Source organism: Escherichia sp. E.sYA108, from assembly GCF_011754335.1.
In the GTDB taxonomy this organism is placed as follows: domain Bacteria; phylum Pseudomonadota; class Gammaproteobacteria; order Enterobacterales; family Enterobacteriaceae; genus Escherichia; species Escherichia coli.
In genome coordinates, this window is the sequence record NZ_JAAQVZ010000001.1 from 4,545,518 (window position 1) to 4,571,348 (window position 25,831).

Below are 25,831 nucleotides of genomic sequence, written 5' to 3' on the forward strand. Positions count from 1 at the left end.
GTTTATTACCGCGATGGAATGCCCTGCAACATGTGGGGAAACGAAAAATGGAGCTGACGATGAAACAATTACTTGCCTCACCCTCGCTGCAATTAGTGACTTATCCTGCGAGCGCCACGGCACAGTCTGCAGAATTCGCCAGTGCTGACTGCGTGACGGGCCTGAATGAAATAGGTCAGATCTCAGTTAGCAATATTTCAGGGGATCCGCAGGACGTGGAACGTATCGTGGCGTTAAAGGCCGATGAACAAGGTGCGTCATGGTACCGCATTATTACCATGTACGAAGACCAGCAGCCTGATAACTGGCGCGTACAGGCGATACTGTATGCGTGAGTGTCATCTACAGCAAATGAACAATGCCGGATGCGGCGCGAGCGCCTTGTCCGGCCTACAATTTTAAAATATTTCATTTAGTTAATCGAAACCTGCGTCGCATCAGTCGTATACGCTTACAAACACACTCCTCCCGTCGCCCGCAGCAATAAATCATTCTGGATCTGCTCTGACAACCGTACGCCGCCGCGCGTATCTAACATCACCTTACACCACGCCTGCGCCATTGGCGGAGAGGCATATTTCAACATTTGCGCACCGCAGCCCAGCAGGAATAGCTGATGAGTAATCTCTCGCCCCAATTCTTCAGCTGGCTTACGCAGCTGCTGCTGTAAACGACGAACCGCGCGATCAAAATAGCGATCCTGCCCTTTCACTTCCACAAATGCTTCCGACAATAAGTCGTATACGCCCGCTTGCTTATTGAGAACGCGCAGCACATCCAGGCACATAATATTGCCGGAACCTTCCCAAATACTGTTTACCGGCATCTCCCGGTAAAGCCGCGGCAGCTCGCTCTCCTCGCAATAACCAATGCCGCCCAGCACCTCCATCGCTTCGGCCACAAACGGAATGCCACGTTTGCAGATCACAAATTTCGCCGCAGGCGTAAATAAACGCGCCCACAGAGCTTCTTTGGCATCGGCGCGCCGGTCCCACGCTCGCGCAAGACGAAACAGCAACGCCGTTTGCCCTTCAAGCTGAAGTGCCATGCGACTTAAGACATGACGCATAAGAGGCTGTTGGATCAATGGATTACCAAAAACATGGCGTTGATGTGCATGGTAAATCGCCAGCGAAAATGCACGGCGCATCATGGCATGGCTACCCAGGGCGCAATCAAAACGCGTCATCCCACCCATTTTCAGGATCAGACGAATTCCTTCCCCTTCCTGCCCCAACAACCAGCCAATGGCATCCTGAAACTCCACTTCGCAGCTGGCGTTAGAGCGATTACCCAGCTTATCTTTCAGCCGCTCGAGGCGAATCGCGTTGCGTTGCCCGTCAGGCAAAAAGCGCGGCACAAAAAAGCAGGACAAACCGCCCGCGGTCTGTGCCAGCACCAGATGCGCATCGCTTTGCGGCACCGAGAAAAACCATTTATGCCCCACCAGCCGATAAGAACCATCGTCCAGACGCTCTGCGCGGGTGGTGTTGCTCATGACATCGGAACCGCCCTGCTTTTCCGTCATTCCCATGCCGATCAACAAGCCACGTTTTTGCCCACCTGGCAATAAGTGAGAATCGTAGCGATCGCTCAGCAGCGGCGTGGTCCAGTCCTGAAACGGCGCGGGTAACATCTGTAACAACAATGGCGTGGCGGCAAAGGTCATCGTTATCGGACATAACGACCCAGCCTCAACCTGCGCATGTAACATAAAACGCGCCGCGCGCGCCACAAATGCGCCGGAGCGAGCGTCTTCTTCCCAGGCAAGATTGTGCACCCGATTGGTACATAGCGCCTGCATCAGCAGGTGCCAGGCGGGGTGAAAACGCACATCGTCCAGACGGCGTCCTTGCGCATCGTAGCGCAATAATTCAGGCGGATTCACATTCGCCAGCCGCCCCAGTTCAAGGGATTCAGCCGTTCCTAACTGCTGACCAATACTGGCGAGAAAATCGCTATCCCAGCTAGCACCTTCACGCGTTACCGCTTCGCAAAGCGCGCCATCAGACAGGTATAAGTTGCTGTTATTTAATGGTATAGGTTGATTAAAAACGGTGTGAGTTTGCCAGTGCACTGTGTCTCCCTCCATCAATGGCAGTCACCATTAGTATGGTCACTGCCATGGATTCATGACAGAAAGAGATTGCTAAAACATTCTTATCCAGCAATGTAATGCGGAACGAAACGTGAGGTGTCTTTGGTGATCAACGTGTTATCTTCACGGATCCCCATTCCGCACGCTTCATCATCGACAATCCAGCTACCGATGAGTGTGTAGCTATCGCCAAATCGCGGCAGAGGTTGAAACGCCTGGTAGATCATCGGTTCATCGGCGTAATCACCATCAGCGTGGTCAACAACGTTATTCTGACCGTCGAAAATGGTGACGTTTCCGCCTTCGCGCGAGTAAATCGGTTTACGCACATAGCTTTCGCCAGCGGCAATCTGCGGTTTTTCACCATCGAACCAGGATGCAAGAAGGTTAGGATGACCAGGGAAGAAGCGCCAAAGCAGCGGCATTAGCCCTTTATTACTCAAGATACTTTTCCATAACGGCTCCACCCATTGCTCACGACGCTTGCGCAGCAGCGGGCCGTTATCGTCACGCATCATCCACTCCAGCGGATACAGCTTAAATGCACGCTGGATGACATTATCATCAAGATCGGTCAGTACGCCGCCGACGCCCAAACCGAGATCTTCAATGTAGATAAACCGAGACTCCTGCCCTGCCTGCTCGGCGCAGTCCTGCAAGTACAGCACGGTACTCCTGTCTTCGTCGGTATCCTGACAGCAGCAAAAATAAAACGGTTCCCGACTGTAAAGCTCGCTAAAGCGTGAAATCAGGCGCTCCTGAATGGCATTGTACTGATCGGCATCGCGCGGAATAATGCCGCTGCACCGGGCATCTTCCAGCCACAACCACTGGAAATAAGCCGACTCGTACAATGAAGTTGGCGTATCGGCGTTGTACTCCAGCAACTTAACCGGTGCATTACCACACCAGGCAAAATCCATACGGCCATACAACGAAGGATCGCGTGCGCGCCAGCTTTCGGCGATCACATCCCAGTACAACGGCGGGATCGCCAGTTGCGTCAGGATCTCTTCATCTTTAACCGCACGATCCACCACCTCCAGGCACATCTGATGCAGTTCCGCAGTCGGTTTTTCGATCTGCTCTTCAATCTGGCGCAAAGTAAAGCGATAAGCCCGACTCTCATCCCAATAGATTTCATTGTCGATGATATGAAAGTCAAATCCGTTATCGGCGGCAATCCGGTCCAGATCCCGCCGCACAGGAACGTTGTGTCTCAGCATGATTAGCCTCCCCAATGCCCACGGGCGCTGGAAGAACGACCATAGCCGCCGCGAGAAACGGTTGACGCTTTTTTGGTGGTAAAGCCGCCCGAAGAATAAGACTCTTTTTTGCCAGAACCGGAGCGCCAGGAGTAATCACCGGAAGTGTTGCGCCAGACGGGGCGCGAAGCAAAAGAGGAACCGCCGCTGTTATAAACAAACTGCTCATCGCGATCTTTACGAATAACCCGGCTTAACAAAAATCCAGAAACAACCGGGATCCAACTCTGTTCAACGTTGTCGTAGTAACAATTTTCATACTTAGACTGACAATTCTGCTGAGTCATATTCTTCGGAACATCGGCATAAAACGCCGCTTTGGCGTTGTTCCAGCCATGAGCACAGATATCTGAATTATTACCGCCATCAATACAATCCTGCACAGTCGAGTAAAACGTTCCGTCGCCGTCGTTATCGACATCGCCACTATCGCCACAACCTTTCAATACGAAAAAAGCGGCACCGCCCATTAGTGCCAACGTTAAGTATTTTTGTGCGTAGCGATTGCGGCGCGGCTCAAAAGGATTATGCGGTCTACCAATGCGACTGATTGCCCCATGTCCGATATTTTTGTTATTTCTGGATTTGCGTTTTCTGGCCATGATCGTCCATTACCATGTCATACAAGCTGCGTTAAAAATACCGCCAGCCAGCGCGGCGGTTCCCATAAACATTCCTGCTGCGGTATTGTGATTAATAATTTTTTCGCTTAATGCGGGCATATAAAGCCTGACGCCAGCAAAAACGAGTAATTGAATCACCAGAGCAATCCCGCCCCATGCGAAATAGTCTGGAATACTCACCGCATTGATTGCCGCACTGGATAAGGGGATCACGTACCCCAACAATGTTCCGCTGAACGCCAGTGCCGCCGCGGTGTTATTGTTTTTGATTAACTGCCATTCGTTGTGCGGTGTAATTTTGGAGTAGATAAACAGGAAAATAATCACCATCGCCACGCCAATAAAAAAATAGGCACTAAAGGCAAGAAGTGAATCCAGTATATGCATTGTAAACGTCCTTGTAATTAACCAATAATATGAAGTGATGTCAGCGGGATATCGACACCCAGCGCGCGCGAAAATAACCACTCCGGCTCGCCGAGATCGTTAAAAGATTCCTCACCATTTAACAGCAAATATTCGTAAGTATCTCCGGTCACCTGCCGTTGGTAGCCCATGCTAAAATTATGCACTTCCCATTTGGCATGGTTTTGATTTTCTACTTTTTCCAGCATGTAGACGGGTTCGATATTTCCCGGTTCTTCGCTGTTAAAAAATCGCTGCCAGCGTTTTTCCTGCCAGTTTAAGGTCATTGCCCCCATCACTTTGGCGTTGATCGCCTCGCGCCAGTGACTCTCTTTACTGATACCGTAGCTCTCTTCATAGACAAAGAGCTTGATATCATCAATGTCATCAATATCTTCGCCGCCAGTGGTATTGATTTGCAGGAACTCATCGCCCGAAGTGTAGTAACGGAAAATCTGGCTACCCCCGCCCAGATCGATGCAACTGACGGCGGCCACGGTATATTCCTCACCCGGCAGCGCAATCAGCAATGCATCTTCCAGCAAACGAAACGCTAACGTATCGAGCGTAAAACCACTATTGAGATGCAGACCCAACGGACCGCGAGCGATAGCAGGCTTATTATCCTTGCCAAACAGACGCTGGAAAAAACCAGACATATTTTATCCTTAAAATAGTTGCCAGCCTTGCAGTGAGGCTGGCAAAAAATTACTCGCCCTGTTGGCGTTGCAGTCTTGCTAATACATCCTGGGCGCTACTTTTATTGCTACCGCCAATTCCGGCTTCCGCCAGCTTTTCATCGAGATCGCGACCGTCTGCGACTTTTTCCAACTGTGCGGCAGCATCCAGGCGAGCCTGACGTTCGGCCTGACGCGTTTGCAGGCGTTTTAAGGATTCTGCCGCTGTCGAAACGCTGGAAGATGCGCCAACAGTAGAGGTCGTTACAGCCTGTTGTGCACGCTGCATGGCTTCAGTGGCTTTAACGACTTCCATTTGCTGCTCAAACTGAGCGATACGCTGCGCTGTCGCTGTAACTGCTTTTTCCACGCCATCACGAGAGACTTCCAGATTCGACAACACTTGCTCTTCAGCGGTAATGAGATTCTCAAGGCGCGCGATTTCTTCAGCAACTTCGTTAATCAACGACGGATTCACGTTCTTGCTTAACGCTTCCAGCGCACGAGCTTCCAGACTGGCTTTGCGCTCACGTAAATCTTTCAGCTTATCGTGACTTAATTTCACTCGCGCCAGCAGATCAACGCGAGATTTTCCGGCTTTATCGAGTTCAGCTTTAGCGTCACGAATATGCTGTTCCAGCATGCGCACGCCCTGGGTTTCTTCAATGGACTCTTCCGCCTGGGAGATAAACGATTTCCCCAGCGTAAATAAACTTTTTAAAATTCCCATAAATACCCGTCCTTGTAATTAGTGTGAATATTCTTCTGTAATTTCAGCCAGATCCAATGCGTTATCTACCAGCGAGGTTATCTCAAGCAGGATATCTTCAAGAGAAGATTTAAGCGATAATGCACCGAAAACAATGTAATACTCTTCCTGTTGCACGCTGGAGATCCCTACCGATGACAATGGCATCAGCTTCTGATTTCTTAATAAGAAGGTATTAAATTCATCTGGATTGCTGATACTACTTACCGGACAAATAAAGGTTTCGATGATCATTTGGCGGGAAGTAAAAAGAATATTGATTTGCAAATCGCCATAATCATTCATTTTAATAATTAATACGCTTTCGCTATTTGTTACATCAATATTTTGTTCAGGTACAGTTTGCAGCGCCGTCGCCAGCGCCAACGGATTCCATGTCATATATTATTCCATATAAATTAAGTTTAAATATTAATAAAATGAATATTTGCAGTACGTAATTATCTTACCAGCTATAGACAAAAAAAGACCATCCAAATCTGGATGGCTTTTCATAATTCCGAGAAATTAGCTACGCTGGCGTACCGCTTCAAATAAGCAAATGCCTGTCGCCACAGAAACGTTCAGCGAAGAAACACTTCCTGCCATTGGGATGCTGATCAACTCATCGCAATGTTCACGGGTCAGGCGACGCATACCTTCACCTTCCGCGCCCATCACCAGTGCCAGCCGTCCGGTCATTTTGCTCTGATAAAGTGTATGATCCGCCTCACCTGCCGTACCGACGATCCAGATATTCTCTTCCTGCAACATACGCATGGTGCGCGCCAGGTTAGTCACCCGAATCAGCGGAACGCTTTCTGCCGCGCCGCAGGCCACTTTTTTCGCCGTGGCGTTGAGCTGTGCGGAGCGATCTTTCGGCACAATCACCGCATGAACGCCAGCGGCGTCCGCGCTGCGCAGGCACGCGCCGAGGTTGTGCGGATCGGTTACACCGTCGAGGATCAGCAGGAACGGTTGATCGAGCGAAGCGATCAGATCCGGCAGATCGTTTTCCTGATACTGACGTCCTGGCTTCACACGGGCGATAATGCCCTGATGCACGGCACCGTCGCTTTTCTCGTCGAGATATTGGCGGTTTGCCAGCTGGATAACCACGCCCTGGGACTCAAGGGCGTGAATCAGCGGCAACAGACGTTTATCTTCACGGCCTTTTAAAATAAAGACTTCCTGAAAACGTTCAGGGGCGCGCTCCAGCAGGGCCTGCACTGCGTGGATGCCGTAAATCATTTCGCTCATTAATGTACTCGTTGTTTACGTTTTGCCGGGAGCGCCACGCTTGCCCGGCCTACGGATAATTCACCCTCTTCTGTTTGAAGAGGGTAATGATCACTCTGCCACTTTTTTCTTCGCCGCACGCTTCGCTTTGGTCGCTGCGGCTATTTTCTGCGTTTTCGCCGATGGCTTTTTCGCTTTTCTCGCGTCTTTCTTCGCTGCTTTCGGCTTCGGTTTTTTCTCGCCGCGGAAGGCGCTGTCTGGCTCAAAGTTGACCTTTTTGCCGACCTGACGACGCTTGCCGCCTTTTTTGCCTGCATCGCCTTTTTTCGCTTTCTCGCGCGCCGTTTTACCGACGTTGCGCGGTGCGCGTTCGCTGGAGATCAGGCTAAAGTCGATTTTGCGCTCGTCCATATTAACCGCTTCGACGCGAACTTCCACGCGATCACCCAGGCGATAAGTCTGGCCGCTGGATTCACCCATCAGGCGTTGCCCTACCTGGTCAAAGCGATAGTAGTCATTGTCCAGCGAAGAGACATGGACCAGACCATCAATGAACAAGTCGTCCAGACGGACGAAGAAGCCAAAGCCAGTGACGCTGGAAATTACGCCTTTAAAGACGTTACCTACCTGGTCGAGCATGAAGTCACACTTCAGCCAGTCAGACACATCGCGCGTTGCTTCATCGGCACGACGTTCCGCCATCGAACAGTGCTGACCCAGTTGCAGCATCTCTTCCATCGAATAATGGTAGCCGCCGGTTTCAGTGGTGTTGCCCTGATGCCCCTGCTCTTTCGCCAGCAGATATTTAATGGCGCGGTGCAGCGTCAGGTCAGGATAACGACGAATCGGCGAAGTAAAGTGCGCATAGGACTGCAATGCCAGACCGAAGTGGCCACGGTTTTCCGGATCGTAAATCGCCTGTTTCATCGAGCGCAGCAGCATGGTTTGCAGCATTTCTGCGTCAGGACGATCGGCAACCGACTCTAGCAGCTCCGCGTAGTCACGCGGTTCCGGCTTGTTACCGCCCGGCAATTCCAGCCCCAGCTCCGCCAGCACTGAACGGAAAGAGGTAATTGCTTCGGTGCTCGGCTTGTCGTGAATACGGAACAGTGCCGGTTCTTTCGCTTTCTCAACGAAACGCGCCGCCGAGATATTCGCCAGAATCATGCACTCTTCAATTAACTTGTGGGCGTCGTTACGCTGAGTCTGTTCGATACGTTCAATACGGCGTTCAGCGTTGAAAATGAACTTCGCTTCTTCGCTCTCAAATGAGATCCCGCCGCGTTCTTCACGGGCTTTATCCAGCACTTTATAGAGGTTATGCAACTCTTCGAGATGCTTAACCAGCGGGGCGTACTGCTCGCGCAGATCCTGATCGCCCTGCAGAATATGCCAGACTTTGGTGTAGGTCAGACGCGCGTGAGAGCTCATCACCGCTTCGTAGAATTTGTAGCCAGTCAGGCGGCCTTTCGACGAAACCGTCATCTCGCACACCATACACAGGCGGTCTACCTGCGGGTTGAGCGAACACAGGCCGTTAGAGAGCACTTCTGGCAGCATCGGGATAACCTGCGAAGGGAAGTACACCGACGTACCACGATTACGCGCTTCTCTGTCCAGCGGCGTTGGCGGACGCACATAGTAGCTGACGTCGGCAATCGCGACCCATAAACGCCAGCCGCCGCCGCGTTTTTTCTCACAGTAAACTGCATCGTCAAAGTCACGGGCGTCTTCGCCATCAATGGTGACCAGCGGTAAATCGCGCAGATCGACACGGCCCACTTTTGCTTCTTCCGGCACTTCTTCTTTCAGCCCGGCAACCTGTTGCTCAACAGCCTGCGGCCAGATGTACGGAATTTCATGGGTACGCAGAGCGATATCAACCGCCATGCCGGTGCCCATATTGTCGCCCAGCACTTCGACGATTTTACCCACCGCTTTGGTACGGCGAGTCGGGCGTTGAGTCAGTTCAACCACCACCACAAAGCCCATCCGCGCGCCCATGATCTGATCGGGCGGGATTAAGATATCGAAGCTCAGACGGCTATCGTCAGGAACCACAAAGCCGACGCCCGCTTCGGTGAAGTAGCGACCAACAATCTGGCTGGTTTTTGGCACCAGTACGCGGACAATACGCGCTTCACGACGACCTTTACGGTCAGCGCCCAGCGGCTGAGCCAGCACCTGATCGCCATGAATGCAGGTTTTCATCTGCTCGCTGGAGAGATACAAATCATCTTTACGCCCTTCAACTCGCAGAAAGCCGTAGCCATCACGGTGGCCAATAACGATACCTTTCACCAGGTCGAGGCGTTCCGGCAGCGCATAGCACTGACGGCGAGTGAAGACCAGTTGACCATCGCGCTCCATCGCGCGCAGGCGGCGACGCAGGCCTTCAAGCTGCTCTTCGCCTTCAATGTGCAGTTCTGCCGCCAGCTCATCACGGCTGGCCGGTTTTTCACGTTTGGTTAAATGTTCGAGGATAAATTCCCGACTAGGGATGGGATTCGCGTATTTTTCAGCTTCGCGTTCCTGGAAAGGATCTTGTGACATCTCGGTTCCTCCGTTGTCATCTCTGATGAAGATTTTCGTCACTCCACCAGCAATAATTTATAAAGCGGTTGATTCTCTTCAACCAAATCGGCAAGCGTGTAGTTATCCAGTTCCGTAAGAAAACTTTGCACGGCCTTAGAAAGCGCCTGTTTCAACCGACAGGCAGGTGTAATGTGGCAAAACTCACTGCTGCAATTCACCAGCGATAAGGGCTCCAGCTCGCGCACCACATCACCAATACGTATTGCACTCGCCGGTTTACCCAAGCGAATGCCGCCATTTTTTCCACGAACAGCAGTCACGTAGCCGGCACGACTAAGTTGATTGATTATTTTGACCATATGATTACGGGAGACGCCGTAGACGTCAGTCACTTCAGAAATACTGGTCATCCGCCCTTCTGGCAATGACGCCATGTAGATCAGCGCACGTAATCCGTAATCAGTGAAACTCGTTAACTGCACATCAACCTCAAAAGGGAAATCGGGGAAAAATACATTTATATTGATGATAAACCAGCCACAAGCTGTGTCGCTAATTTATTTCAGTTCGGGGAAGGAAAAAAGCGAGGATTTAACACTGTGTCGGATAGCGTAATGGCTTAACCGACACAGCAATGTATCACACTGTTAGCCCGGCAGGCAAAATATCTGCCAGGCGTACCAGAATTACGCGTCGAACGGGTCGCGCAGAATCATGGTTTCAGTACGATCCGGACCGGTAGAGATGATATCGATCGGCACACCGGTCAGCTCTTCAATGCGCTTGATGTAGTTCAGTGCCGCCTGCGGCAGGCCGCTACGATCTTTCACGCCGAAGGTGGATTCAGACCAGCCCGGCATGGTTTCGTAAATCGGCTCTACACCTTTCCAGTCGTCAGCTGCCAGCGGAGTGGTAGTCACTTCACGACCATCCGGCATACGGTAAGCCACGCAGAGTTTAACCTCTTTCAGGCCATCCAGAACGTCCAGTTTAGTCAGGCAGAAGCCAGACAGAGAGTTCAGCTGTACCGCACGACGAACGGCAACGGTGTCCAGCCAGCCGGTACGACGACGACGACCCGTAGTTGCGCCGAATTCGTTACCCTGCTTGCAGAGGAACTCGCCAGTTTCATCAAACAGTTCGGTCGGGAACGGACCTGCACCCACACGAGTGGAGTAAGCTTTGAGGATACCCAGAACGTAATCAACATAACGCGGGCCCAGGCCGGAACCGGTCGCCACGCCACCAGCAGTGGTGTTGGAAGAAGTTACGTACGGATAAGTGCCGTGGTCGATATCCAGCAGCGTACCCTGCGCACCTTCAAACATGACGAAATCGCCACGCTGACGCGCCTGGTCGAGCAGATCAGAAACGTCAACAACCATAGAAGTCAGGATGTCGGCAACAGCCATCGTATCATCCAGAACTTTCTGGTAATCAACCGCTTCAGCTTTGTAGTAGTTAACCAACTGGAAGTTGTGATATTCCATCACTTCTTTCAGTTTTTCAGCGAAGGTTTCTTTGTCGAAAAGGTCGCCAACACGCAGACCGCGACGTGCCACTTTATCTTCATAAGCAGGCCCGATACCACGACCGGTGGTGCCGATCGCTTTCGCGCCACGCGCTTTCTCACGCGCGTTATCCAGCGCAACGTGATAATCAAGGATCAGCGGACATGCTTCGGACAGCAGCAGACGCTCACGAACGGGGATGCCACGGTCTTCCAGTTCTTTCATCTCTTTCATCAGCGCAGCCGGAGACAGCACAACACCGTTACCGATGATGCTGGTTACATTCTCGCGGAGAATACCTGATGGAATAAGATGGAGAACGGTTTTTTCACCGTTGATTACGAGAGTATGGCCTGCGTTGTGACCGCCCTGGTAGCGTACAACATATTTAGCCCGTTCAGTCAGAAGATCGACGATCTTACCTTTACCTTCGTCACCCCATTGGGTGCCCAGTACGACGACGTTGTTACCCATTTTTCAAAATCACCGTTTGCTTAAAAATGGATTCTACCATCGCTTTTTCAGAGTTACAGCACTTTTTGCACTCAAAAATGACCTCGATCAGTCTGTTTTTTGTTCAGCCAATCGTTTTCCTCAACATGTAGTAGACCACAACGCCCGCAACCACAAGTCCACCGCCAAAACGACGTAAAATATTATCGGGCAAATTGGTCATCGCAGAGATCATCTTCTTCCATGCCTTCGGGTAAAACATCGGCCCTAAACCTTCCAGTACCAAAACCAGGGCAAGCGCCAGCCAGATTGTCGAATTCATTCATTATCCTTATAGAAAAAGAAAACCACCGACATCCCTGAGGATGTGGTGGCTTTATTGACCTGTACCGCAGTCGTTATATTAACGCGTTGCGGAAGTCGGCGTCTTCATGTAGCGGAAGAAATCGCTGTCCGGGCTCATGACCATCACGTCCTGATTGCCAGAGAAGCTGTTCTCATAAGCACGCAGGCTACGGATGAATGCGTAGAAGTCCGGATCTTTACTGAATGCATCAGCAAACAGTTTGGCTGCTTCTGCATCGCCTTCACCACGCATGATGCGGCCCTGACGCTCAGCTTCTGCCAGCGTTCTGGTCACTTCATAGTCGGCAGTTGCACGCAGTTTTTCCGCTTCTTCCTGACCTTGTGAACGGTGACGACGCGCTACCGCTTCACGCTCGGCGCGCATACGGTTGTAGATCGCTTCAGACACTTCGGTCGGCAGGTTGATCTGCTTAATTCGCACATCGACAACTTCAATACCCAGCGCCGCCATACTGTTCGGATTGATGACCGGAACTTTGCCCTTCGTCTCAGCCGTTACGCGCTCTGCCGCTTCGGCAATGGCGTTATCTGCTGCAGGGGTAGTAACTTCATCTTCTGTACCCGCAGAACCGGAGTTCAGCGCGTCACGTACTTCGAGGGTCAGACGACCACGAGAATCGGTGACGATGTCTTTCACGTCCAGGCGACCAATTTCAGAACGCAGACGGTCAGAGAACTTACGTTTCAACAGCACTTCCGCTTGCGAAATGTCGCCACCACCCGTTGCCAGATAGTAACGGCTGAAATCGCTGATGCGCCATTTGATGTAAGAGTCGACGATCAGGTCTTTCTTCTCTTTGGTCACAAAGCGGTCGGCCTGGTTGTCCATGGTCTGAATACGTGCGTCGAGCATTTTCACCGTTTCAATGAACGGTATCTTGAAATGCAGACCCGGCTCATAAACCAGAGGTTTGTTGTCATCGTCACGCAGTACCTTACCAAAACGCAGCGTAATACCGCGCTCACCTTCTTTGACGACAAAGACAGACATGTAAAGCACTACCAGCACGATGATGATAATCGCGATAACTGACTTACGCATCGTTATTCCCCCTGACGCTGGTAGTCGTTACGCTGCGCGTTGGCGCGGCGTTGGTCCATAATATCGCCCTGACTGGTGGACGACGTGTTGCTTGCTCCACTGGTTGTGGAGGAAGAGGCTGGCGGCAGACGCAGCAGATTGCTGGCACCGTTATCGCTCTTCGCCGCAGGGGCGTTACCACCTTTCAGCATCTGGTCTAATGGCAGAACCATCAGGTTGCCACCTTTATCGTTAACCAGCACTTTGCGGGTGTTGCCCAACACTTTTTCCATCGTCTCGATATACAGACGCTCGCGAGTAATTTCCGGCGCGGCTTTATATTCCGGCAGAAGTTTAGCAAAGCGCGCCACTTCACCCTGAGCTTCCAGGATGGTCTGGGCCTTGTACGCACGCGCCTCTTCGAGGATACGTTGCGCCTGACCGTTCGCACGCGGCTGAACTTCGTTGGTATACGCTTCTGCTTCACGAATGTATTGCTGTTCGTTTTCACGCGCGGCAATCGCATCGTCAAACGCCGCTTTTACTTCTTCCGGCGGACGAGCAGCCTGGAAGTTGACGTCCAGCAGAGTGATGCCCATGTCATACGGACGAATCGTCTCTTCCAGTTCGCGCTGAGTATCGCTACGAATCACGGTACGACCTTCCGTCAGAATGCGGTCCATGGTGTATTTACCGATAACCCCGCGCAGGGCGCTGTCGGTAGCCTGACGCAGACTGTCATCCGGGCTGGTCACGCTATACAGATATTTTTCCGGATCGGTGACGCGGTACTGCACGTTCATCTCAACGCGCACTACGTTCTCGTCAGACGTCAGCATCACACCAGAAGCTGCCAGTTCACGCACGGCTTCCACGTTCACCGGTTTGACTTCGTCAATAAACGTCGGTTTCCAGTTCAGACCCGGCTCAACCAGATGGCTGAATTTACCAAAGCGTGTTACCACGCCGCGTTCGGCTTCTTTAATGGTATAGAAACCACTGGCCGCCCAGATAATGACAATCGCTGCCGCTGCGATGGTAACGACGCGACCGCCAAGCTGCGGGCGCGGGCCTTGCGATGAACTGCCACCGCCAGATCCGGTGCCTTTACCGCCGCCCAGACCACCGAGCTTTTTGCTCAGTTTGCGGAAGATATCATCTAAATCAGGTGGCCCTTGATCGCGACCGCCTTTGTTTCCATTTCCCTCAGAGTTGCCGCCAGGTTTGCTGCTTCCCCACGGGTCGCGGTCTTGTCCGTTATTACCGGGCTGATTCCACGCCATGTTTGTGCTCCATATTTGTTATGCGGTGATCCCTGTTGTCTTTCGACGCCAGAGGATATGACTCCACGCTTCAGACGCTACGCCGTTAGATCAGGTAATCGATCAACGCCGGTTCTTGTTTACAGAGGCGACGCCAGTCAACGATCGGCATACGAACTTGCAGACTTACGCTGCCGTCCTCCTCCATCCACTCTTTTTCTATTGCCTGAAGCTGATAAAAACGACTTCTCAGGCGCCCTTCCTGCGGCGGCAGACGCAATGTATGCTGCGCCACCTCGCCGGAAAGACGCTCCGTCAAAGCCTGAAAAAGCTGTGGTATCCCCGCTCCGGTCTGCGCAGAAAGCCAGACACGGATCGGTTTGTTCTCTTCATCTCTGTCAATACGCGGTTCGAAATCGTCCAGCATATCGATCTTGTTCATCACCAGCAGGGTTGGGATCTCGTGAGCATCAATCTCTTCAAGAACCGTATTCACCGCTTCGATGTTTTCTTGTACACGCACATCCGCCGCGTCAATGACGTGCAGCAGCAATGTGGCTTGCCGCGTCTCTTGTAACGTGGCTTTAAATGCCGCCACCAGATCATGCGGCAGGTGGCGAATAAACCCTACGGTATCTGCCAACACGGTTTCACCGACATCCGCAACGTCAATACGCCGCAACGTCGGGTCGAGGGTGGCAAACAACTGGTCTGCCGCGTAGACCCGCGCTTCGGTGATTCGATTGAAAAGAGTAGATTTACCGGCGTTGGTATATCCCACCAGCGAAACAGTAGGAACGTCGGCTTTGATACGCGATTGCCGCCCCTGCTCACGCTGCTTTTCAACTCTTTCCAGGCGCGACTGTATCTGCACGATGCGATTACGCAACAAACGACGGTCGGTTTCGAGCTGGGTTTCACCCGGACCACGCAAACCAATCCCGCCTTTCTGTCTTTCAAGGTGGGTCCAGCCACGCACCAGGCGCGTAGCCAGATGGCGCAACTGCGCCAACTCAACCTGCAACTTACCCTCATGGGTACGCGCACGTTGGGCGAAAATATCTAAAATAAGGCCGGTGCGGTCGATGACACGACACTCGCACAAACGCTCCAGGTTACGCTCCTGCGCCGGGCTCAGGGCATGGTCAAAAAGAACGACCGAAGCTCCCGTCGCTTTTACGGCTTCCGCAATTTCAACTGCTTTACCTTCACCTACAAAATACTTTGGGTGCGGCGCTTTACGGCTACCGGTAATCACCTGCAATGCTTCGACACCGGCGGAAGAGACCAGAGATTCAAACTCCTGGAGGTCTTCCATATCTTTGTCTTGCGTAAAATAGATGTGTACCAGTACCGCCTGCTCACCAGCATCATAACGGTCAAACAAGCGTATAACCCTCTAAATAGATCAGCGGGGAACGCAGGATCGCTGGCTCCCCGTGTAAAAAAACAGCCCGAAACCTTATTCGGTTTCTTCGCTGTCCTGTTGCGCGGAAGTATTCTGCGCGCTGCTACCATGATGATAGTTACTGCTGGTACCGCCACCGGCGTTGTTACTGTGATGAGAAACCGGGCGAGACGGGACAACAGTAGAAATCGCGTGCTTGTAAACCATCTGGCTGACCGTGTTTTTCAACAGGATCACGAACTGATCAAAAGACTCGATTTGTCCTTGCAGCTTAATACCATTCACCAAATAAATAGAAACTGGAACACGTTCCCGACGCAGTGCGTTCAGGAACGGATCTTGTAAAGATTGCCCCTTAGCCATTCTCTCTTTTCCTTATATGCTTATTTGTACTTTGAACCTTTCGATTCTGAAAAAATTGCGCACGATACGTCTCAATTGTACACATTCAGCCTGCGATAGCACCAACAACCTGTAATACTTCGTCACGCGCCTGTTCTGGTTTTTCACTGTCAAGCCAGTGAACCCCTTCCCAACCACGCAGCCAGGTTATCTGCCGCTTCGCCAACTGTCTCGTGGCGCAAACACCTCGATAAACCATTTCATCGTATGAGATTTCGCCTTCAAGGTAAGACCACATCTGGCGATAACCCACGCAACGAATGGAAGGCAAATCCGTATGCAAATCTCCTCGGGCAAAAAGCGCCCGGACTTCTGCTTCAAAACCTGAAGCCAACATCTGATGAAAACGCTGCTCAATTCGTTGATGGAGCAGTTCACGGCTCGCCGGGGCGATGGCGAACTGATGCACCTGATACGGTAGAGCGTCTCCTGACGTTTGCGTCAGTTCCGTTAAAGTTTTACCCGAAATGAAAAAAACTTCCAGTGCCCGGGAAAGCCTTTGTGGATCATTTGGATGAATCCTTGCTGCCGCAACCGGATCGATCTCCTGAAGTTGACGATGCAATGACTCCCAACCTTGCTCTGCCGCCTGTTGCTCAATTCTGGCCCGTACTTCCGGGTCTGCCGACGGTAGCGGCGACAACCCTTCCAGCAATGCCTTGAAATACAACATCGTACCGCCCACTAACAGTGGGATCCGCCCCGCCGCGGTGATATCGGCCATTTCCGCCAGCGCATCGCGGCGAAAATCAGCAGCCGAGTAAGCCTGCGACGGATCGCGAATATTCAGCAATCGGTGCGGCGCGGCGAGTAACTCTTCAGCGTTCGGCTTCGCCGTCCCGATATCCATCCCTTTGTAAATAAGGGCAGAATCAACGCTTATCAACTCTACTGGTAAAATTTTACGCAGCTCAATGGCTAACGCCGTTTTACCGGAGGCCGTCGGCCCCATCAAAAAAATCGCCTTAGGCAGGCTCGCCTTACTGATATCACTCATCTTTCAGGGCTTTTATCGCCGGATGTAAATCAACAGATTGTAACAGACCACCCGGCGGCGTTTTCACAAGTTGCGGACATAACCGTTCCACGTCCGCCAGCAGGGTTATGGCCTGTGCCATTGACCACTGCGCATGTTCGCTCATCAGATTTCGTGCAATCCACTGCGCAATATTGCCAGGTTCGAATACGGACTGCTTCGCCAGGTAGCCTATCAGTTCAGGAATCAAGATTTGTAAATTTTGTTGGCGTAAGGGTAAAGGCACGGCCCTGATGGTCACATGCTGCGCATCGGACTGGAAATCAATACCCAGTTCCGCCAGGGCAGACTGCGCTTTTTCTAATGCCGATTTTTCTTCGCCAGAAACTTTTAGCCGCAACGGAATAAGCAGCGGTTGGGCGCAAACTGGCACTTCACCCGGCGTCAATTGTGCCTGACGCAGCCAACGTTCTGCCACTGGCAAGGATAAAAGTGAAATGTTGCCATCGCGCTCAAGCAACGCACAGTCGGAATGGACGATAGTCAGTACCCGACCAAAACTCTGACTGTTCGCCGCAAGTGCAGGTTCCTGCGGTTCTGGCGCTTTTGGTTTTTGCATCGGAGCGGGCGTTTGCAAAAGCTGGCGATACACTTCACCTTGCTGTTTCTGGTAACCAGGCTGCGCATTCGGCCAGGAGGCAGCCGGACGACTGCCTGAGGCGGGCGCAGGAGAGTAGCGCGGAGCTACCGGCTCACGAACTGCCGGTTCAGCAAAGTGATTGCGCCCAGCCGCCACGCGATTTTCCGGAATGGCACGCGGTGCAGGTTGTGGTTCATCGTCCAGCGGTAGCGGCGTTTCCAGTTGCTGTTGTAGCACGCTCAGCACGCCCTGATAGATAAAGTCATGCACCAGACGCGACTGATGGAAACGCACTTCGTGTTTGGCAGGGTGCACGTTGACGTCCACCTGATGCGGGTCGATCTCCAGATACAACACAAATGCCGGTTGCTGATCGGCCCCCAGTTTGTCTTCGCAGGCCTGGCGGATCGCGTGATTGATCAGGCGATCGCGCATCATGCGACCGTTCACGTAGCAATACTGAATTTCTGCCAGTGCGGGCGTAGTGTGATTTGGATCGGCCACCCAGCCGCGCAGGGTGAGATCGCCGTGTTGCCATTCAATCGCCAGCGCTTGTTCGAGAAAAGCGGTGCCGCAAATCGCGCCTAAGCGCCGTTCTTTTTGCCCGCCTTCCGGCACTGCACGGTACTGACGCACAATTTTACCGTTATGCGACAGGTTGATCGTGACGTCGAAACGCGCCAGCGCAATGCGGCGAATAATTTCATCGATATGGTTAAATTCGGTTTTCTCGGTGCGCAGGAATTTGCGCCGCGCCGGGGTGTTGTAGAACAGATCCAGCACCTCCAGCGTCGTTCCCACCGGATGCGCCGCCGGTTTAACCGTCACGTCCATATCGCGCCCTTCGGCATAGGCCTGCCAGGCTTCCTGTTGTTCTGCGGTGCGTGAAGTGAGCGTCAGGCGGGAAACCGAACTGATACTCGCCAGCGCCTCACCGCGAAAGCCCAGACTGATAATGGCTTCGAGATCGTCCAGAGAGGCGATTTTACTGGTGGCATGACGCGCCAGCGCCAGCGCCAGCTCGTCTTTTTTGATACCGCAGCCGTTATCACGAATGCGAATAAGTTTCGCCCCACCGCGTTCGATATCAATATCGATACGCGTCGCACCTGCATCGAGGCTGTTTTCCACCAGTTCTTTGACTACCGACGCAGGTCGCTCGACCACCTCACCTGCGGCAATCTGGTTCGCCAGTTGTGGCGGTAAGACCTGAATTGGCATCAATCGTCCTTAGTTTGGCAGCGTGCGATCTGGCGTCGTCACCGTACTGGCCGTTTGTGCCGTTGCACCCTGCGGCGCAGATTGCATCGGATGCGCAAGGAAGTAATTGCGCAGGCCTTTGTAAATGGCTTCTGCCAGCTGTTGTTGGTAATCGTCGCTCGCCAGCAAACGTTCTTCGCTGTTGTTACTGATAAAACCGGTTTCGACCAGTACTGACGGAATATCCGGCGAACGCAGAACGCCGAGACTCGCGTGTTCTGGTCGGCGTTTATGTATTTCGCCAATGCGTTGCAACTGATTGATCATACTGGTCGCTACATCATACCCTACCCGCTGGGAATGACCGAACTGTAAATCCAGCACCGCCTGGCTTAAATAGGGGTCAGACTGACTGTTCGCCAGCACATCGCCCGCTCCGCCCAGTAGCTCCGACTGTTTCTCGTGCTGCTCCAGCCAGCTTGCCATTTCGCTGTTGGCGCGACGGTTAGAGAGCACCCATACAGAGGCACCGGTGGCACTACGGTTTGGTGCGGCATCGGCATGAATCGACACAAGGAAATTGGCGTTTTGCTTACGTGCCACATCACTGCGCCCCATCACCGAGATAAAATAATCCCCGTCACGGGTTAAAACGCCCTTAAACATCGGATCGTTATTGAGCAAGGTACGTAATTTACGCGCAATGGCGATGGTGACATTTTTCTCCCGTGTACCACCAGGGCCGATAGCGCCAGGGTCCTGACCGCCGTGTCCGGCATCAATAGCGATGATAATTTTATCGCCTGTGTTAGCCGTCGCGCGCGCTGCCGGACGCGTTACCGTATTACTGCTGATAACACCCGTAGTGCGGTTACTTTCCGTTTTAAACGGATTGCGCGCCGGTTCGCTGACGCGCGGTGCGACAACCGCAGGCGTTTCAACGCGTTTCGCAACCATTGGCGGAGGCGATGGCGGCGCATCGGCGTTAATCGTAAAGACAACAGTGTAATAGCTGCCATTCTGCCGCTTCACCGCTTCGGTTTTACCGTTTTCGGTGAGATCGACCACCAGCCGTAGCGTTTGTGCATCTTTAGGCGTTCCAGAGCGAATCGCCTTCACCAGATTATTGCCGCTAAACAACAACGGCAGCCCCTGAATTACCCCCGTTTGTTTGATATCGAGCGCCACGGTGCGTTTGCTTTGATGGCTAAACGCATAATCAGGATCGCCAATAAAACTCAACGTTATCCGTGCCTGTTGATTACCGTTAGAAACCTGAATATCAGAGAGCGTCGCGGCACCCACCGGCGCGCACAGCAGCAGCAACGTCGCTACCAACCAATTTCTGATGCGATACATCATCCCGCCACCTTTCAAAGGTTAACCGGCTAAACGCGCCAGCAACAATTCACCCGCAGAGGAAACCGCACTCACGCGCGCCTCACGGCCTTGTGCCTGATAATCAATGTGTATTTCGACATCCGGGTCAGGAAGAACACCTGTACCTTGTTGTGGCCACTCCACCAGGCAGATGGCATCGTTGGCAAAATAATCGCGGATCCCCATAAACTCCAGCTCCTCGGGATCGGCAAGGCGGTACAAATCAAAGTGATAAACCAGTAAATTGTCGAGCGTATAGGGTTCGACCAGCGTATAAGTGGGGCTTTTGACATTACCCTGATGACCCAGAGCCTGTAAAAAGCCCCGGCTAAAGGTGGTTTTACCTGCACCTAAATCGCCATACAGATAGATTACGGTTGCGCCATCGCAGGCTTTCGCTACCCGCTCGCCCAGGTCTAATGTTGCCTGCTCATCAGGGAGCGGAATTACTCGATTCATCATGGTTTTTATCAGTCACTTCCGGGTTAACAATACGCTGTAGCGTGGAAAAGAGATCGGTTGCCAGCATCCCGCGCGTTCCAAAACGCGCCGCCAGTACGTCAGCTGCCGCACCGTGCGCGACACAGCCCGCACAGGCTGCATCATAAGGGCTCATTTTTTGCCCAAGCAATGCGCCAATAATACCAGAGAGCACATCGCCCATGCCGCCGCTCGCCATGCCTGCATTTCCGGCATCAATAATGCCTAAAGCGTCAGGATGGGCGGCGACCACGGTTCCGGCACCTTTCAGCACCGCTACGCCGCCATAACGTTGTACCAGACGTTGGGTGCAATGTAAGCGGTCACTTTCAATTTCAGCGACGGAACAGCCTAACAACCGTGCGGCCTCGCCAGGATGCGGCGTGATCACGCGATTGTGACGCTTATCGGGATTGATTGCCAGCAGGTTCAATGCATCGGCATCCCACAACATCGGTTTGCGAAAATTCTCAACTTTTTGCAGGGCTTTTTTCCCCCACTCTTGCTGGCCCAGACCGGGACCAATCACCACCACATCGGCCCATTCCAGGCTTTCGGTAAGAGAGTCCATAGTCAGTTCATGCACCATCAATTCCGGTCGTGCAGTCAGCAGCGGCGCAATGTTCTCACTGCGGGTCAGTACTCGGACTAAACCAGCACCAGCACGCAGCGCCGCTTCCCCCGTCATACGAATAGCCCCCGCCGTGCCGTGATCGCCACCAATAATCACCAGCCGCCCGTGATCGCCTTTATGCGAAGTCGGGCGACGCGGTATCAGCCACTGAGAAAGTTGTTCTGCCGAAAACCGCTGAATTTTCGTCTCCTGACCTGCCAGCCAGCTATCCAGCCCCAGTGAGTCAAAATGCAGTTGTCCGGTAACATCCCGCGCTTTTCCAGTGAGCAAGCCTGGTTTCAGCGCAATAAAAGTGATGGTGTGATCGGCGTTGATTACCGCGCCTGGCGTAGCGCCGGTTTCAGCCAGAAGGCCGGAAGGGATATCAACCGCCACAATCGGCGCAGGGTGAGTATTAGCGTGGTCGATTAACTGGCTAATGGATTCGCGGGGCGCTTGCTGCAAGCCGGTGCCGAGCAGCGCATCAACAATCAGATCTACCGATTCGGGCCAGACAATATTCGAAGCATGGATCTCGCCTCCCGCGTTTAACCATGCTTCGCGTGCCAGCGCGGCCTCTTCCGGCAACGGTTTGTCACTTTCCTGGGCCAGCAGCGTGACATCAATACCGATCGCTTTGGCCAGCCGCGCGACCACGTAGCCATCGCCGCCGTTATTACCATGACCGCACAGCACCAGCCAGTGGCGGGCGTCAGGATAAGCCGAACGACACACCTGGAATGCGGCTTCGCCAGCACGAAGCATCAGCTCATAGAGTGTGAGCCCCAGCGCATCTGCCGCCTCGCGTTCTCCGCGGCGGATATCGTCGGCGTACCAGACTGTGTGTGGTATACTTACGGGGTTTTTCTTCATTGTATGGTCCGTCATGTCAGAGCCCCTCGATCTCAATCAGTTAGCGCAAAAAATTAAACAGTGGGGGCTGGAACTGGGCTTTCAGCAGGTAGGTATTACCGATACCGATCTCAGCGCGTCCGAGCCCAAACTGCAAGCATGGCTGGACAAACAATACCACGGCGAAATGGACTGGATGGCGCGTCACGGTATGCTGCGTGCTCGTCCTCACGAATTATTGCCCGGTACGCTGCGCGTGATCAGCGTGCGGATGAATTACCTTCCTGCTAACGCCGCATTTGCCAGCACGCTGAAAAATCCCAAACTCGGCTATGTTAGCCGTTATGCGCTGGGCCGTGACTATCACAAGCTTCTGCGCAACCGACTCAAAAAGCTGGGCGAGATGATTCAGCAACATTGTGTTTCGCTGAATTTTAGACCGTTTGTCGATTCTGCGCCTATTCTCGAGCGCCCGTTAGCTGAAAAAGCAGGTCTTGGCTGGACAGGTAAGCACTCACTTATCCTCAATCGCGAGGCCGGTTCGTTCTTCTTTTTAGGCGAATTGCTGGTCGATATTCCGCTGCCTGTGGATCAACCAGTCGAGGAAGGATGCGGTAAATGCGTGGCCTGTATGACGATTTGCCCGACCGGAGCCATCGTCGAGCCATATACCGTCGATGCTCGCCGCTGTATCTCTTATCTCACCATCGAACTGGAAGGGGCGATCCCGGAAGAGTTGCGACCGTTAATGGGAAACCGTATTTACGGTTGCGATGACTGCCAGCTTATCTGCCCGTGGAATCGCTATTCGCAACTCACTACAGAAGACGATTTCAGCCCGCGTAAGCCGCTACACGCACCGGAACTCATTGAGTTATTCGCCTGGAGTGAAGAGAAGTTTTTAAAAGTCACGGAAGGTTCGGCGATTCGCCGTATAGGTCACCTGCGTTGGCTGCGTAATATCGCCGTAGCATTAGGCAATGCCCCCTGGGATGAAACGATTTTGACAGCGCTGGAAAGTCGTAAAGGTGAGCACCCACTTCTTGATGAGCACATAGCGTGGGCGATTGCGCAGCAAATCGAGAGGCGAAATGCGTGCGTGGTCGAAGTGCAATTACCGAAAAAACAGCGTCTGGTTCGGGTGATTGAAAAAGGGTTACCGCGTGACGCCTGATTCATCCACAGCTTGTGAATAAAAATAAAAACGCATTGCAATTCAAGCCGGAAAAAATCGTCAAGTGATCGATACGACAAAACGAAATCTTAATTTTTAACTTATCTATCAATAGGTTAAAAAAATACTATTCACCGTGCGAAGTTTCTTTGAAATTAAGATTACGGCCTGAGGCTGTGGATAACTCTGTTTACAAGAGTCTGTCAGAGACATCAAAAACCAGCAATAACGCATCGCGTCGCTGTGGATATTTTATTGAGAGAAGAATTTGGAGCGGGAAACGAGACTCGAACTCGCGACCCCGACCTTGGCAAGGTCGTGCTCTACCAACTGAGCTATTCCCGCTTGGGTGGTCTGTGCTTTACAGCACTTTCAAATTTTGGAGCGGGAAACGAGACTCGAACTCGCGACCCCGACCTTGGCAAGGTCGTGCTCTACCAACTGAGCTATTCCCGCTTGGGTGGTCTGTGCTTTACAGCACTTTTCAAATTTTGGAGCGGGAAACGAGACTCGAACTCGCGACCCCGACCTTGGCAAGGTCGTGCTCTACCAACTGAGCTATTCCCGCGTACTACTTAATTTTGCTTTCGTAATTTTCGCATTTCTGCGTCGTTACGGGAGGCGCATTATACGAGAAATCTTTCCCTCTGCAACCCCCCTAAAAAATTTTTTTTGAGTTTTTATCTCAAGTGCTGAAATTATCAGCAAGACGTTCAATTTAGCGTCAAAATCACGCCGCCGCAAGTGGATTCCGGCGCTTACGTGACCAGGAAAAATTTTACAGCTTGATAAAATGCTCGCGGTAGTAAGCCAACTCCGCCACCGATTCACGGATATCATCCATCGCCTGATGCGTCCCCTGCTTGGTAAAGCCGTCAAGAATTTCCGGCTTCCAGCGGCGCGCCAGCTCTTTCAGGGTGCTAACATCGAGATAGCGGTAGTGGAAGTAGGCTTCCAGCTCCGGCATGTATTTAAACAGGAAGCGACGGTCCTGACCGATGCTGTTACCACAAATCGGCGATTTTCCCGCAGGCACCCACTGTTTTAAGAATTCGAGCGTTGCCAGTTCAGCTTCACGATCGCCCATCGTGCTCGCTTTCACACGCTCTACCAGCCCGCTGGCGGTATGGGTGCGCACGTTCCAGTCATCCATCAGCGCCAGATGTTCATCGGACTGATGTACTGCAATGGTCGGCCCTTCTGCCAGAATATTCAGGTTGGCATCGGTCACCAGCGTGGCAATCTCAATAATGCGATCGCGCTCGGGATCCAGACCGGTCATCTCAAGATCGATCCAAATCAGGTTGTTTTCATTGGCACTCATGCTATTTTCCACCCATTCACAGTGACTATATTGATCCACAATTGCGTGTATCATAGATGTTTTGCCCATCAGGGGCGACCAGGAGTCTGTACGATTGAGTAAAAATAAACTCTCCAAAGGCCAGCAGCGCCGCGTGAACGCCAATCACCAGCGTCGTCTTAAAACGTCTAAGGAGAAGCCCGACTACGACGACAATCTGTTTGGCGAGCCTGATGAAGGTATCGTCATCAGCCGCTTTGGTATGCACGCTGATGTGGAATCCGCCGATGGCGACGTTCACCGCTGCAATATTCGCCGTACCATCCGTTCGTTGGTGACCGGCGACCGCGTAGTCTGGCGTCCGGGTAAACCAGCGGCGGAAGGCGTAAATGTCAAAGGGATCGTGGAAGCGGTGCATGAGCGCACCTCAGTGTTGACGCGCCCGGATTTTTACGACGGTGTGAAACCTATTGCTGCCAACATCGACCAGATTGTCATTGTCTCCGCCATTTTGCCGGAGCTGTCGCTCAATATTATCGACCGTTACCTGGTGGCCTGCGAAACCTTGCAGATTGAGCCGATTATTGTGCTCAACAAGATAGACCTGCTGGACGACGAAGGCATGGAGTTCGTCAACGAGCAGATGGATATCTACCGCAATATCGGTTATCGCGTATTGATGGTTTCCAGTCATACTCAGGATGGGCTGAAACCGCTGGAAGAGGCGTTGACCGGGCGCATCAGCATTTTTGCCGGGCAGTCTGGCGTTGGCAAATCCAGCCTGCTGAACGCGTTGCTGGGGCTGCAAAAAGAGATCCTGACCAACGATGTCTCTGACAACTCGGGGCTTGGTCAGCACACCACGACCGCCGCACGACTGTATCACTTCCCGCACGGCGGTGATGTGATTGATTCCCCAGGTGTGCGTGAGTTTGGTCTCTGGCACCTGGAGCCGGAACAAATCACTCAGGGCTTTGTCGAATTCCATGACTATTTAGGTCTGTGTAAATATCGCGATTGCAAACACGATACCGATCCGGGCTGCGCTATCCGGGAAGCGGTTGAGGAAGGAAAAATCGCGGAAACCCGTTTCGAAAACTATCACCGTATTCTGGAAAGCATGGCGCAGGTAAAAACGCGTAAAAACTTTTCTGATACGGATGACTGACAATTAAGCTAACCGTCGTTAGAATCGTCCCC

General features: G+C 52.5%; 26 protein-coding genes and 3 tRNA genes. 3 read left to right on the top strand and 26 right to left on the bottom strand.

Annotated elements, in window-relative coordinates; genetic code table 11:
* Positions 1–59: 59 nt before the first annotated feature.
* On the top strand, positions 60–335 hold the full coding sequence (gene yjfN, locus HBM92_RS21800) for a DUF1471 family protease activator YjfN (protein WP_000811566.1): 276 nt from the start codon (positions 60–62) through the stop codon (positions 333–335).
* A 116-nt stretch (positions 336–451) separates the two neighbouring features.
* Here yjfN and HBM92_RS21805 read toward each other — a convergent pair whose 3' ends face one another.
* From HBM92_RS21805 to nnr, 21 genes are all read right to left on the bottom strand, one after another.
* Positions 452–2,077, bottom strand: a complete 1,626-nt coding sequence (locus HBM92_RS21805) for an isovaleryl-CoA dehydrogenase (RefSeq protein WP_001374875.1) — start codon at positions 2,075–2,077, stop codon at positions 452–454.
* Positions 2,078–2,160: 83 nt separating this feature from the next.
* Positions 2,161–3,324, bottom strand: coding sequence for a glutathionylspermidine synthase family protein (locus tag HBM92_RS21810; protein ID WP_000944004.1), 1,164 nt, complete (start codon positions 3,322–3,324; stop codon positions 2,161–2,163).
* Positions 3,325–3,326: 2 nt separating this feature from the next.
* A complete protein-coding gene (locus HBM92_RS21815; protein ID WP_000101640.1) occupies positions 3,327–3,965 on the bottom strand; it encodes a DUF1190 domain-containing protein in 639 nt (212 codons plus the stop codon).
* Between the two features lie 9 nt (positions 3,966–3,974).
* Entirely contained in the window at positions 3,975–4,373 is a 399-nt protein-coding gene (locus tag HBM92_RS21820) for a DUF350 domain-containing protein (RefSeq protein ID WP_000547753.1), read from the bottom strand.
* A gap of 17 nt (positions 4,374–4,390) precedes the next feature.
* Positions 4,391–5,050: a YjfK family protein gene (locus HBM92_RS21825; RefSeq protein WP_000012531.1), complete on the bottom strand. Its 660-nt coding sequence runs from the start codon at positions 5,048–5,050 to the stop codon at positions 4,391–4,393.
* 49 nt (positions 5,051–5,099) lie between these two features.
* A complete protein-coding gene (locus HBM92_RS21830) occupies positions 5,100–5,798 on the bottom strand; it encodes a PspA/IM30 family protein (RefSeq protein ID WP_000511955.1) in 699 nt (232 codons plus the stop codon).
* Between the two features lie 18 nt (positions 5,799–5,816).
* Entirely contained in the window at positions 5,817–6,218 is a 402-nt protein-coding gene (locus tag HBM92_RS21835; protein WP_000220143.1) for a YjfI family protein, read from the bottom strand.
* 126 nt (positions 6,219–6,344) lie between these two features.
* Positions 6,345–7,076, bottom strand: a complete 732-nt coding sequence (gene rlmB / locus HBM92_RS21840; protein ID WP_001293282.1) for a 23S rRNA (guanosine(2251)-2'-O)-methyltransferase RlmB — start codon at positions 7,074–7,076, stop codon at positions 6,345–6,347.
* A 90-nt stretch (positions 7,077–7,166) separates the two neighbouring features.
* Positions 7,167–9,608, bottom strand: coding sequence for a ribonuclease R (gene rnr / locus HBM92_RS21845; protein WP_000076277.1), 2,442 nt, complete (start codon positions 9,606–9,608; stop codon positions 7,167–7,169).
* 38 nt (positions 9,609–9,646) lie between these two features.
* On the bottom strand, positions 9,647–10,072 hold the full coding sequence (gene nsrR / locus HBM92_RS21850; RefSeq protein ID WP_001177639.1) for a nitric oxide-sensing transcriptional repressor NsrR: 426 nt from the start codon (positions 10,070–10,072) through the stop codon (positions 9,647–9,649).
* A gap of 204 nt (positions 10,073–10,276) precedes the next feature.
* Complete coding sequence (gene purA / locus HBM92_RS21855) at positions 10,277–11,575, bottom strand: adenylosuccinate synthase (RefSeq protein WP_000527955.1); 1,299 nt, start codon at positions 11,573–11,575, stop codon at positions 10,277–10,279.
* 103 nt (positions 11,576–11,678) lie between these two features.
* Positions 11,679–11,876, bottom strand: a complete 198-nt coding sequence (locus HBM92_RS21860) for a DUF2065 domain-containing protein (RefSeq protein WP_001089288.1) — start codon at positions 11,874–11,876, stop codon at positions 11,679–11,681.
* 81 nt (positions 11,877–11,957) lie between these two features.
* Complete coding sequence (gene hflC, locus HBM92_RS21865) at positions 11,958–12,962, bottom strand: protease modulator HflC (RefSeq protein WP_001232412.1); 1,005 nt, start codon at positions 12,960–12,962, stop codon at positions 11,958–11,960.
* 2 nt (positions 12,963–12,964) lie between these two features.
* On the bottom strand, positions 12,965–14,224 hold the full coding sequence (hflK, locus tag HBM92_RS21870) for an FtsH protease activity modulator HflK (protein ID WP_000312479.1): 1,260 nt from the start codon (positions 14,222–14,224) through the stop codon (positions 12,965–12,967).
* Positions 14,225–14,309: 85 nt separating this feature from the next.
* Positions 14,310–15,590, bottom strand: coding sequence for a ribosome rescue GTPase HflX (gene hflX / locus HBM92_RS21875; RefSeq protein ID WP_000460357.1), 1,281 nt, complete (start codon positions 15,588–15,590; stop codon positions 14,310–14,312).
* A gap of 75 nt (positions 15,591–15,665) precedes the next feature.
* Positions 15,666–15,974: an RNA chaperone Hfq gene (gene hfq / locus HBM92_RS21880; protein WP_001051883.1), complete on the bottom strand. Its 309-nt coding sequence runs from the start codon at positions 15,972–15,974 to the stop codon at positions 15,666–15,668.
* A gap of 85 nt (positions 15,975–16,059) precedes the next feature.
* Complete coding sequence (gene miaA, locus HBM92_RS21885; protein WP_001280357.1) at positions 16,060–17,010, bottom strand: tRNA (adenosine(37)-N6)-dimethylallyltransferase MiaA; 951 nt, start codon at positions 17,008–17,010, stop codon at positions 16,060–16,062.
* Positions 17,003–18,850: a DNA mismatch repair endonuclease MutL gene (gene mutL / locus HBM92_RS21890; protein ID WP_001304682.1), complete on the bottom strand. Its 1,848-nt coding sequence runs from the start codon at positions 18,848–18,850 to the stop codon at positions 17,003–17,005. Before mutL ends, miaA begins: the two co-directional genes overlap by 8 nt.
* Positions 18,851–18,859: 9 nt before the next feature.
* Complete coding sequence (gene amiB, locus HBM92_RS21895; protein WP_000990275.1) at positions 18,860–20,191, bottom strand: N-acetylmuramoyl-L-alanine amidase AmiB; 1,332 nt, start codon at positions 20,189–20,191, stop codon at positions 18,860–18,862.
* Between the two features lie 18 nt (positions 20,192–20,209).
* Positions 20,210–20,671 (bottom strand): tRNA (adenosine(37)-N6)-threonylcarbamoyltransferase complex ATPase subunit type 1 TsaE, encoded by a 462-nt coding sequence (tsaE, locus tag HBM92_RS21900; RefSeq protein ID WP_000981974.1) that lies wholly within the window; start codon positions 20,669–20,671, stop codon positions 20,210–20,212.
* Entirely contained in the window at positions 20,643–22,190 is a 1,548-nt protein-coding gene (gene nnr / locus HBM92_RS21905; protein WP_000129526.1) for a bifunctional ADP-dependent NAD(P)H-hydrate dehydratase/NAD(P)H-hydrate epimerase, read from the bottom strand. The genes tsaE and nnr overlap by 29 nt, the downstream gene beginning before the upstream one ends.
* On the opposite strand from nnr, the gene queG reads away from it, so the two are divergent.
* On the top strand, positions 22,189–23,328 hold the full coding sequence (gene queG / locus HBM92_RS21910; RefSeq protein ID WP_001294198.1) for a tRNA epoxyqueuosine(34) reductase QueG: 1,140 nt from the start codon (positions 22,189–22,191) through the stop codon (positions 23,326–23,328). The genes nnr and queG overlap by 2 nt on opposite strands.
* Here the strand turns inward: queG and HBM92_RS21915 are convergent.
* The 5 genes from HBM92_RS21915 to orn form a co-directional block, all read right to left on the bottom strand.
* Positions 23,311–23,364: a hypothetical protein gene (locus tag HBM92_RS21915; protein ID WP_010723271.1), complete on the bottom strand. Its 54-nt coding sequence runs from the start codon at positions 23,362–23,364 to the stop codon at positions 23,311–23,313. The two genes, queG and HBM92_RS21915, sit on opposite strands and share 18 nt — an antisense overlap.
* Before the next feature lie 233 nt (positions 23,365–23,597).
* Positions 23,598–23,673, bottom strand: a tRNA-Gly gene (locus HBM92_RS21920).
* A gap of 35 nt (positions 23,674–23,708) precedes the next feature.
* Positions 23,709–23,784, bottom strand: a tRNA-Gly gene (locus HBM92_RS21925).
* Between the two features lie 36 nt (positions 23,785–23,820).
* Positions 23,821–23,896, bottom strand: a tRNA-Gly gene (locus HBM92_RS21930).
* A gap of 210 nt (positions 23,897–24,106) precedes the next feature.
* The gene (gene orn / locus HBM92_RS21935) at positions 24,107–24,652 is read right to left on the bottom strand and encodes an oligoribonuclease (protein WP_001443155.1); all 546 of its coding nucleotides are present in this window, start codon (positions 24,650–24,652) and stop codon (positions 24,107–24,109) included.
* 94 nt (positions 24,653–24,746) lie between these two features.
* On the opposite strand from orn, the gene rsgA reads away from it, so the two are divergent.
* Complete coding sequence (gene rsgA, locus HBM92_RS21940) at positions 24,747–25,799, top strand: small ribosomal subunit biogenesis GTPase RsgA (RefSeq protein ID WP_000041976.1); 1,053 nt, start codon at positions 24,747–24,749, stop codon at positions 25,797–25,799.
* The last annotated feature ends 32 nt before the right edge of the window (positions 25,800–25,831 follow it).

Bases quoted from the DNA above. Each gene is read 5' to 3' on its own strand.
- yjfN (WP_000811566.1), top strand. From the start codon at position 60: ATGAAACAATTACTTGCCTCACCCTCGCTGCAATTAGTGACTTATCCT.
- HBM92_RS21810 (WP_000944004.1), bottom strand. From the start codon at position 3,324: ATGCTGAGACACAACGTTCCTGTGCGGCGGGATCTGGACCGGATTGCC.
- HBM92_RS21815 (WP_000101640.1), bottom strand. From the start codon at position 3,965: ATGGCCAGAAAACGCAAATCCAGAAATAACAAAAATATCGGACATGGG.
- HBM92_RS21820 (WP_000547753.1), bottom strand. From the start codon at position 4,373: ATGCATATACTGGATTCACTTCTTGCCTTTAGTGCCTATTTTTTTATT.
- HBM92_RS21825 (WP_000012531.1), bottom strand. From the start codon at position 5,050: ATGTCTGGTTTTTTCCAGCGTCTGTTTGGCAAGGATAATAAGCCTGCT.
- HBM92_RS21830 (WP_000511955.1), bottom strand. From the start codon at position 5,798: ATGGGAATTTTAAAAAGTTTATTTACGCTGGGGAAATCGTTTATCTCC.
- HBM92_RS21835 (WP_000220143.1), bottom strand. From the start codon at position 6,218: ATGACATGGAATCCGTTGGCGCTGGCGACGGCGCTGCAAACTGTACCT.
- rlmB (WP_001293282.1), bottom strand. From the start codon at position 7,076: ATGAGCGAAATGATTTACGGCATCCACGCAGTGCAGGCCCTGCTGGAG.
- rnr (WP_000076277.1), bottom strand. From the start codon at position 9,608: ATGTCACAAGATCCTTTCCAGGAACGCGAAGCTGAAAAATACGCGAAT.
- purA (WP_000527955.1), bottom strand. From the start codon at position 11,575: ATGGGTAACAACGTCGTCGTACTGGGCACCCAATGGGGTGACGAAGGT.
- HBM92_RS21860 (WP_001089288.1), bottom strand. From the start codon at position 11,876: ATGAATTCGACAATCTGGCTGGCGCTTGCCCTGGTTTTGGTACTGGAA.
- hflC (WP_001232412.1), bottom strand. From the start codon at position 12,962: ATGCGTAAGTCAGTTATCGCGATTATCATCATCGTGCTGGTAGTGCTT.
- hflK (WP_000312479.1), bottom strand. From the start codon at position 14,224: ATGGCGTGGAATCAGCCCGGTAATAACGGACAAGACCGCGACCCGTGG.
- hfq (WP_001051883.1), bottom strand. From the start codon at position 15,974: ATGGCTAAGGGGCAATCTTTACAAGATCCGTTCCTGAACGCACTGCGT.
- miaA (WP_001280357.1), bottom strand. From the start codon at position 17,010: ATGAGTGATATCAGTAAGGCGAGCCTGCCTAAGGCGATTTTTTTGATG.
- mutL (WP_001304682.1), bottom strand. From the start codon at position 18,850: ATGCCAATTCAGGTCTTACCGCCACAACTGGCGAACCAGATTGCCGCA.
- amiB (WP_000990275.1), bottom strand. From the start codon at position 20,191: ATGATGTATCGCATCAGAAATTGGTTGGTAGCGACGTTGCTGCTGCTG.
- tsaE (WP_000981974.1), bottom strand. From the start codon at position 20,671: ATGATGAATCGAGTAATTCCGCTCCCTGATGAGCAGGCAACATTAGAC.
- queG (WP_001294198.1), top strand. From the start codon at position 22,189: ATGTCAGAGCCCCTCGATCTCAATCAGTTAGCGCAAAAAATTAAACAG.
- nnr (WP_000129526.1), bottom strand. From the start codon at position 22,190: ATGACGGACCATACAATGAAGAAAAACCCCGTAAGTATACCACACACA.
- orn (WP_001443155.1), bottom strand. From the start codon at position 24,652: ATGAGTGCCAATGAAAACAACCTGATTTGGATCGATCTTGAGATGACC.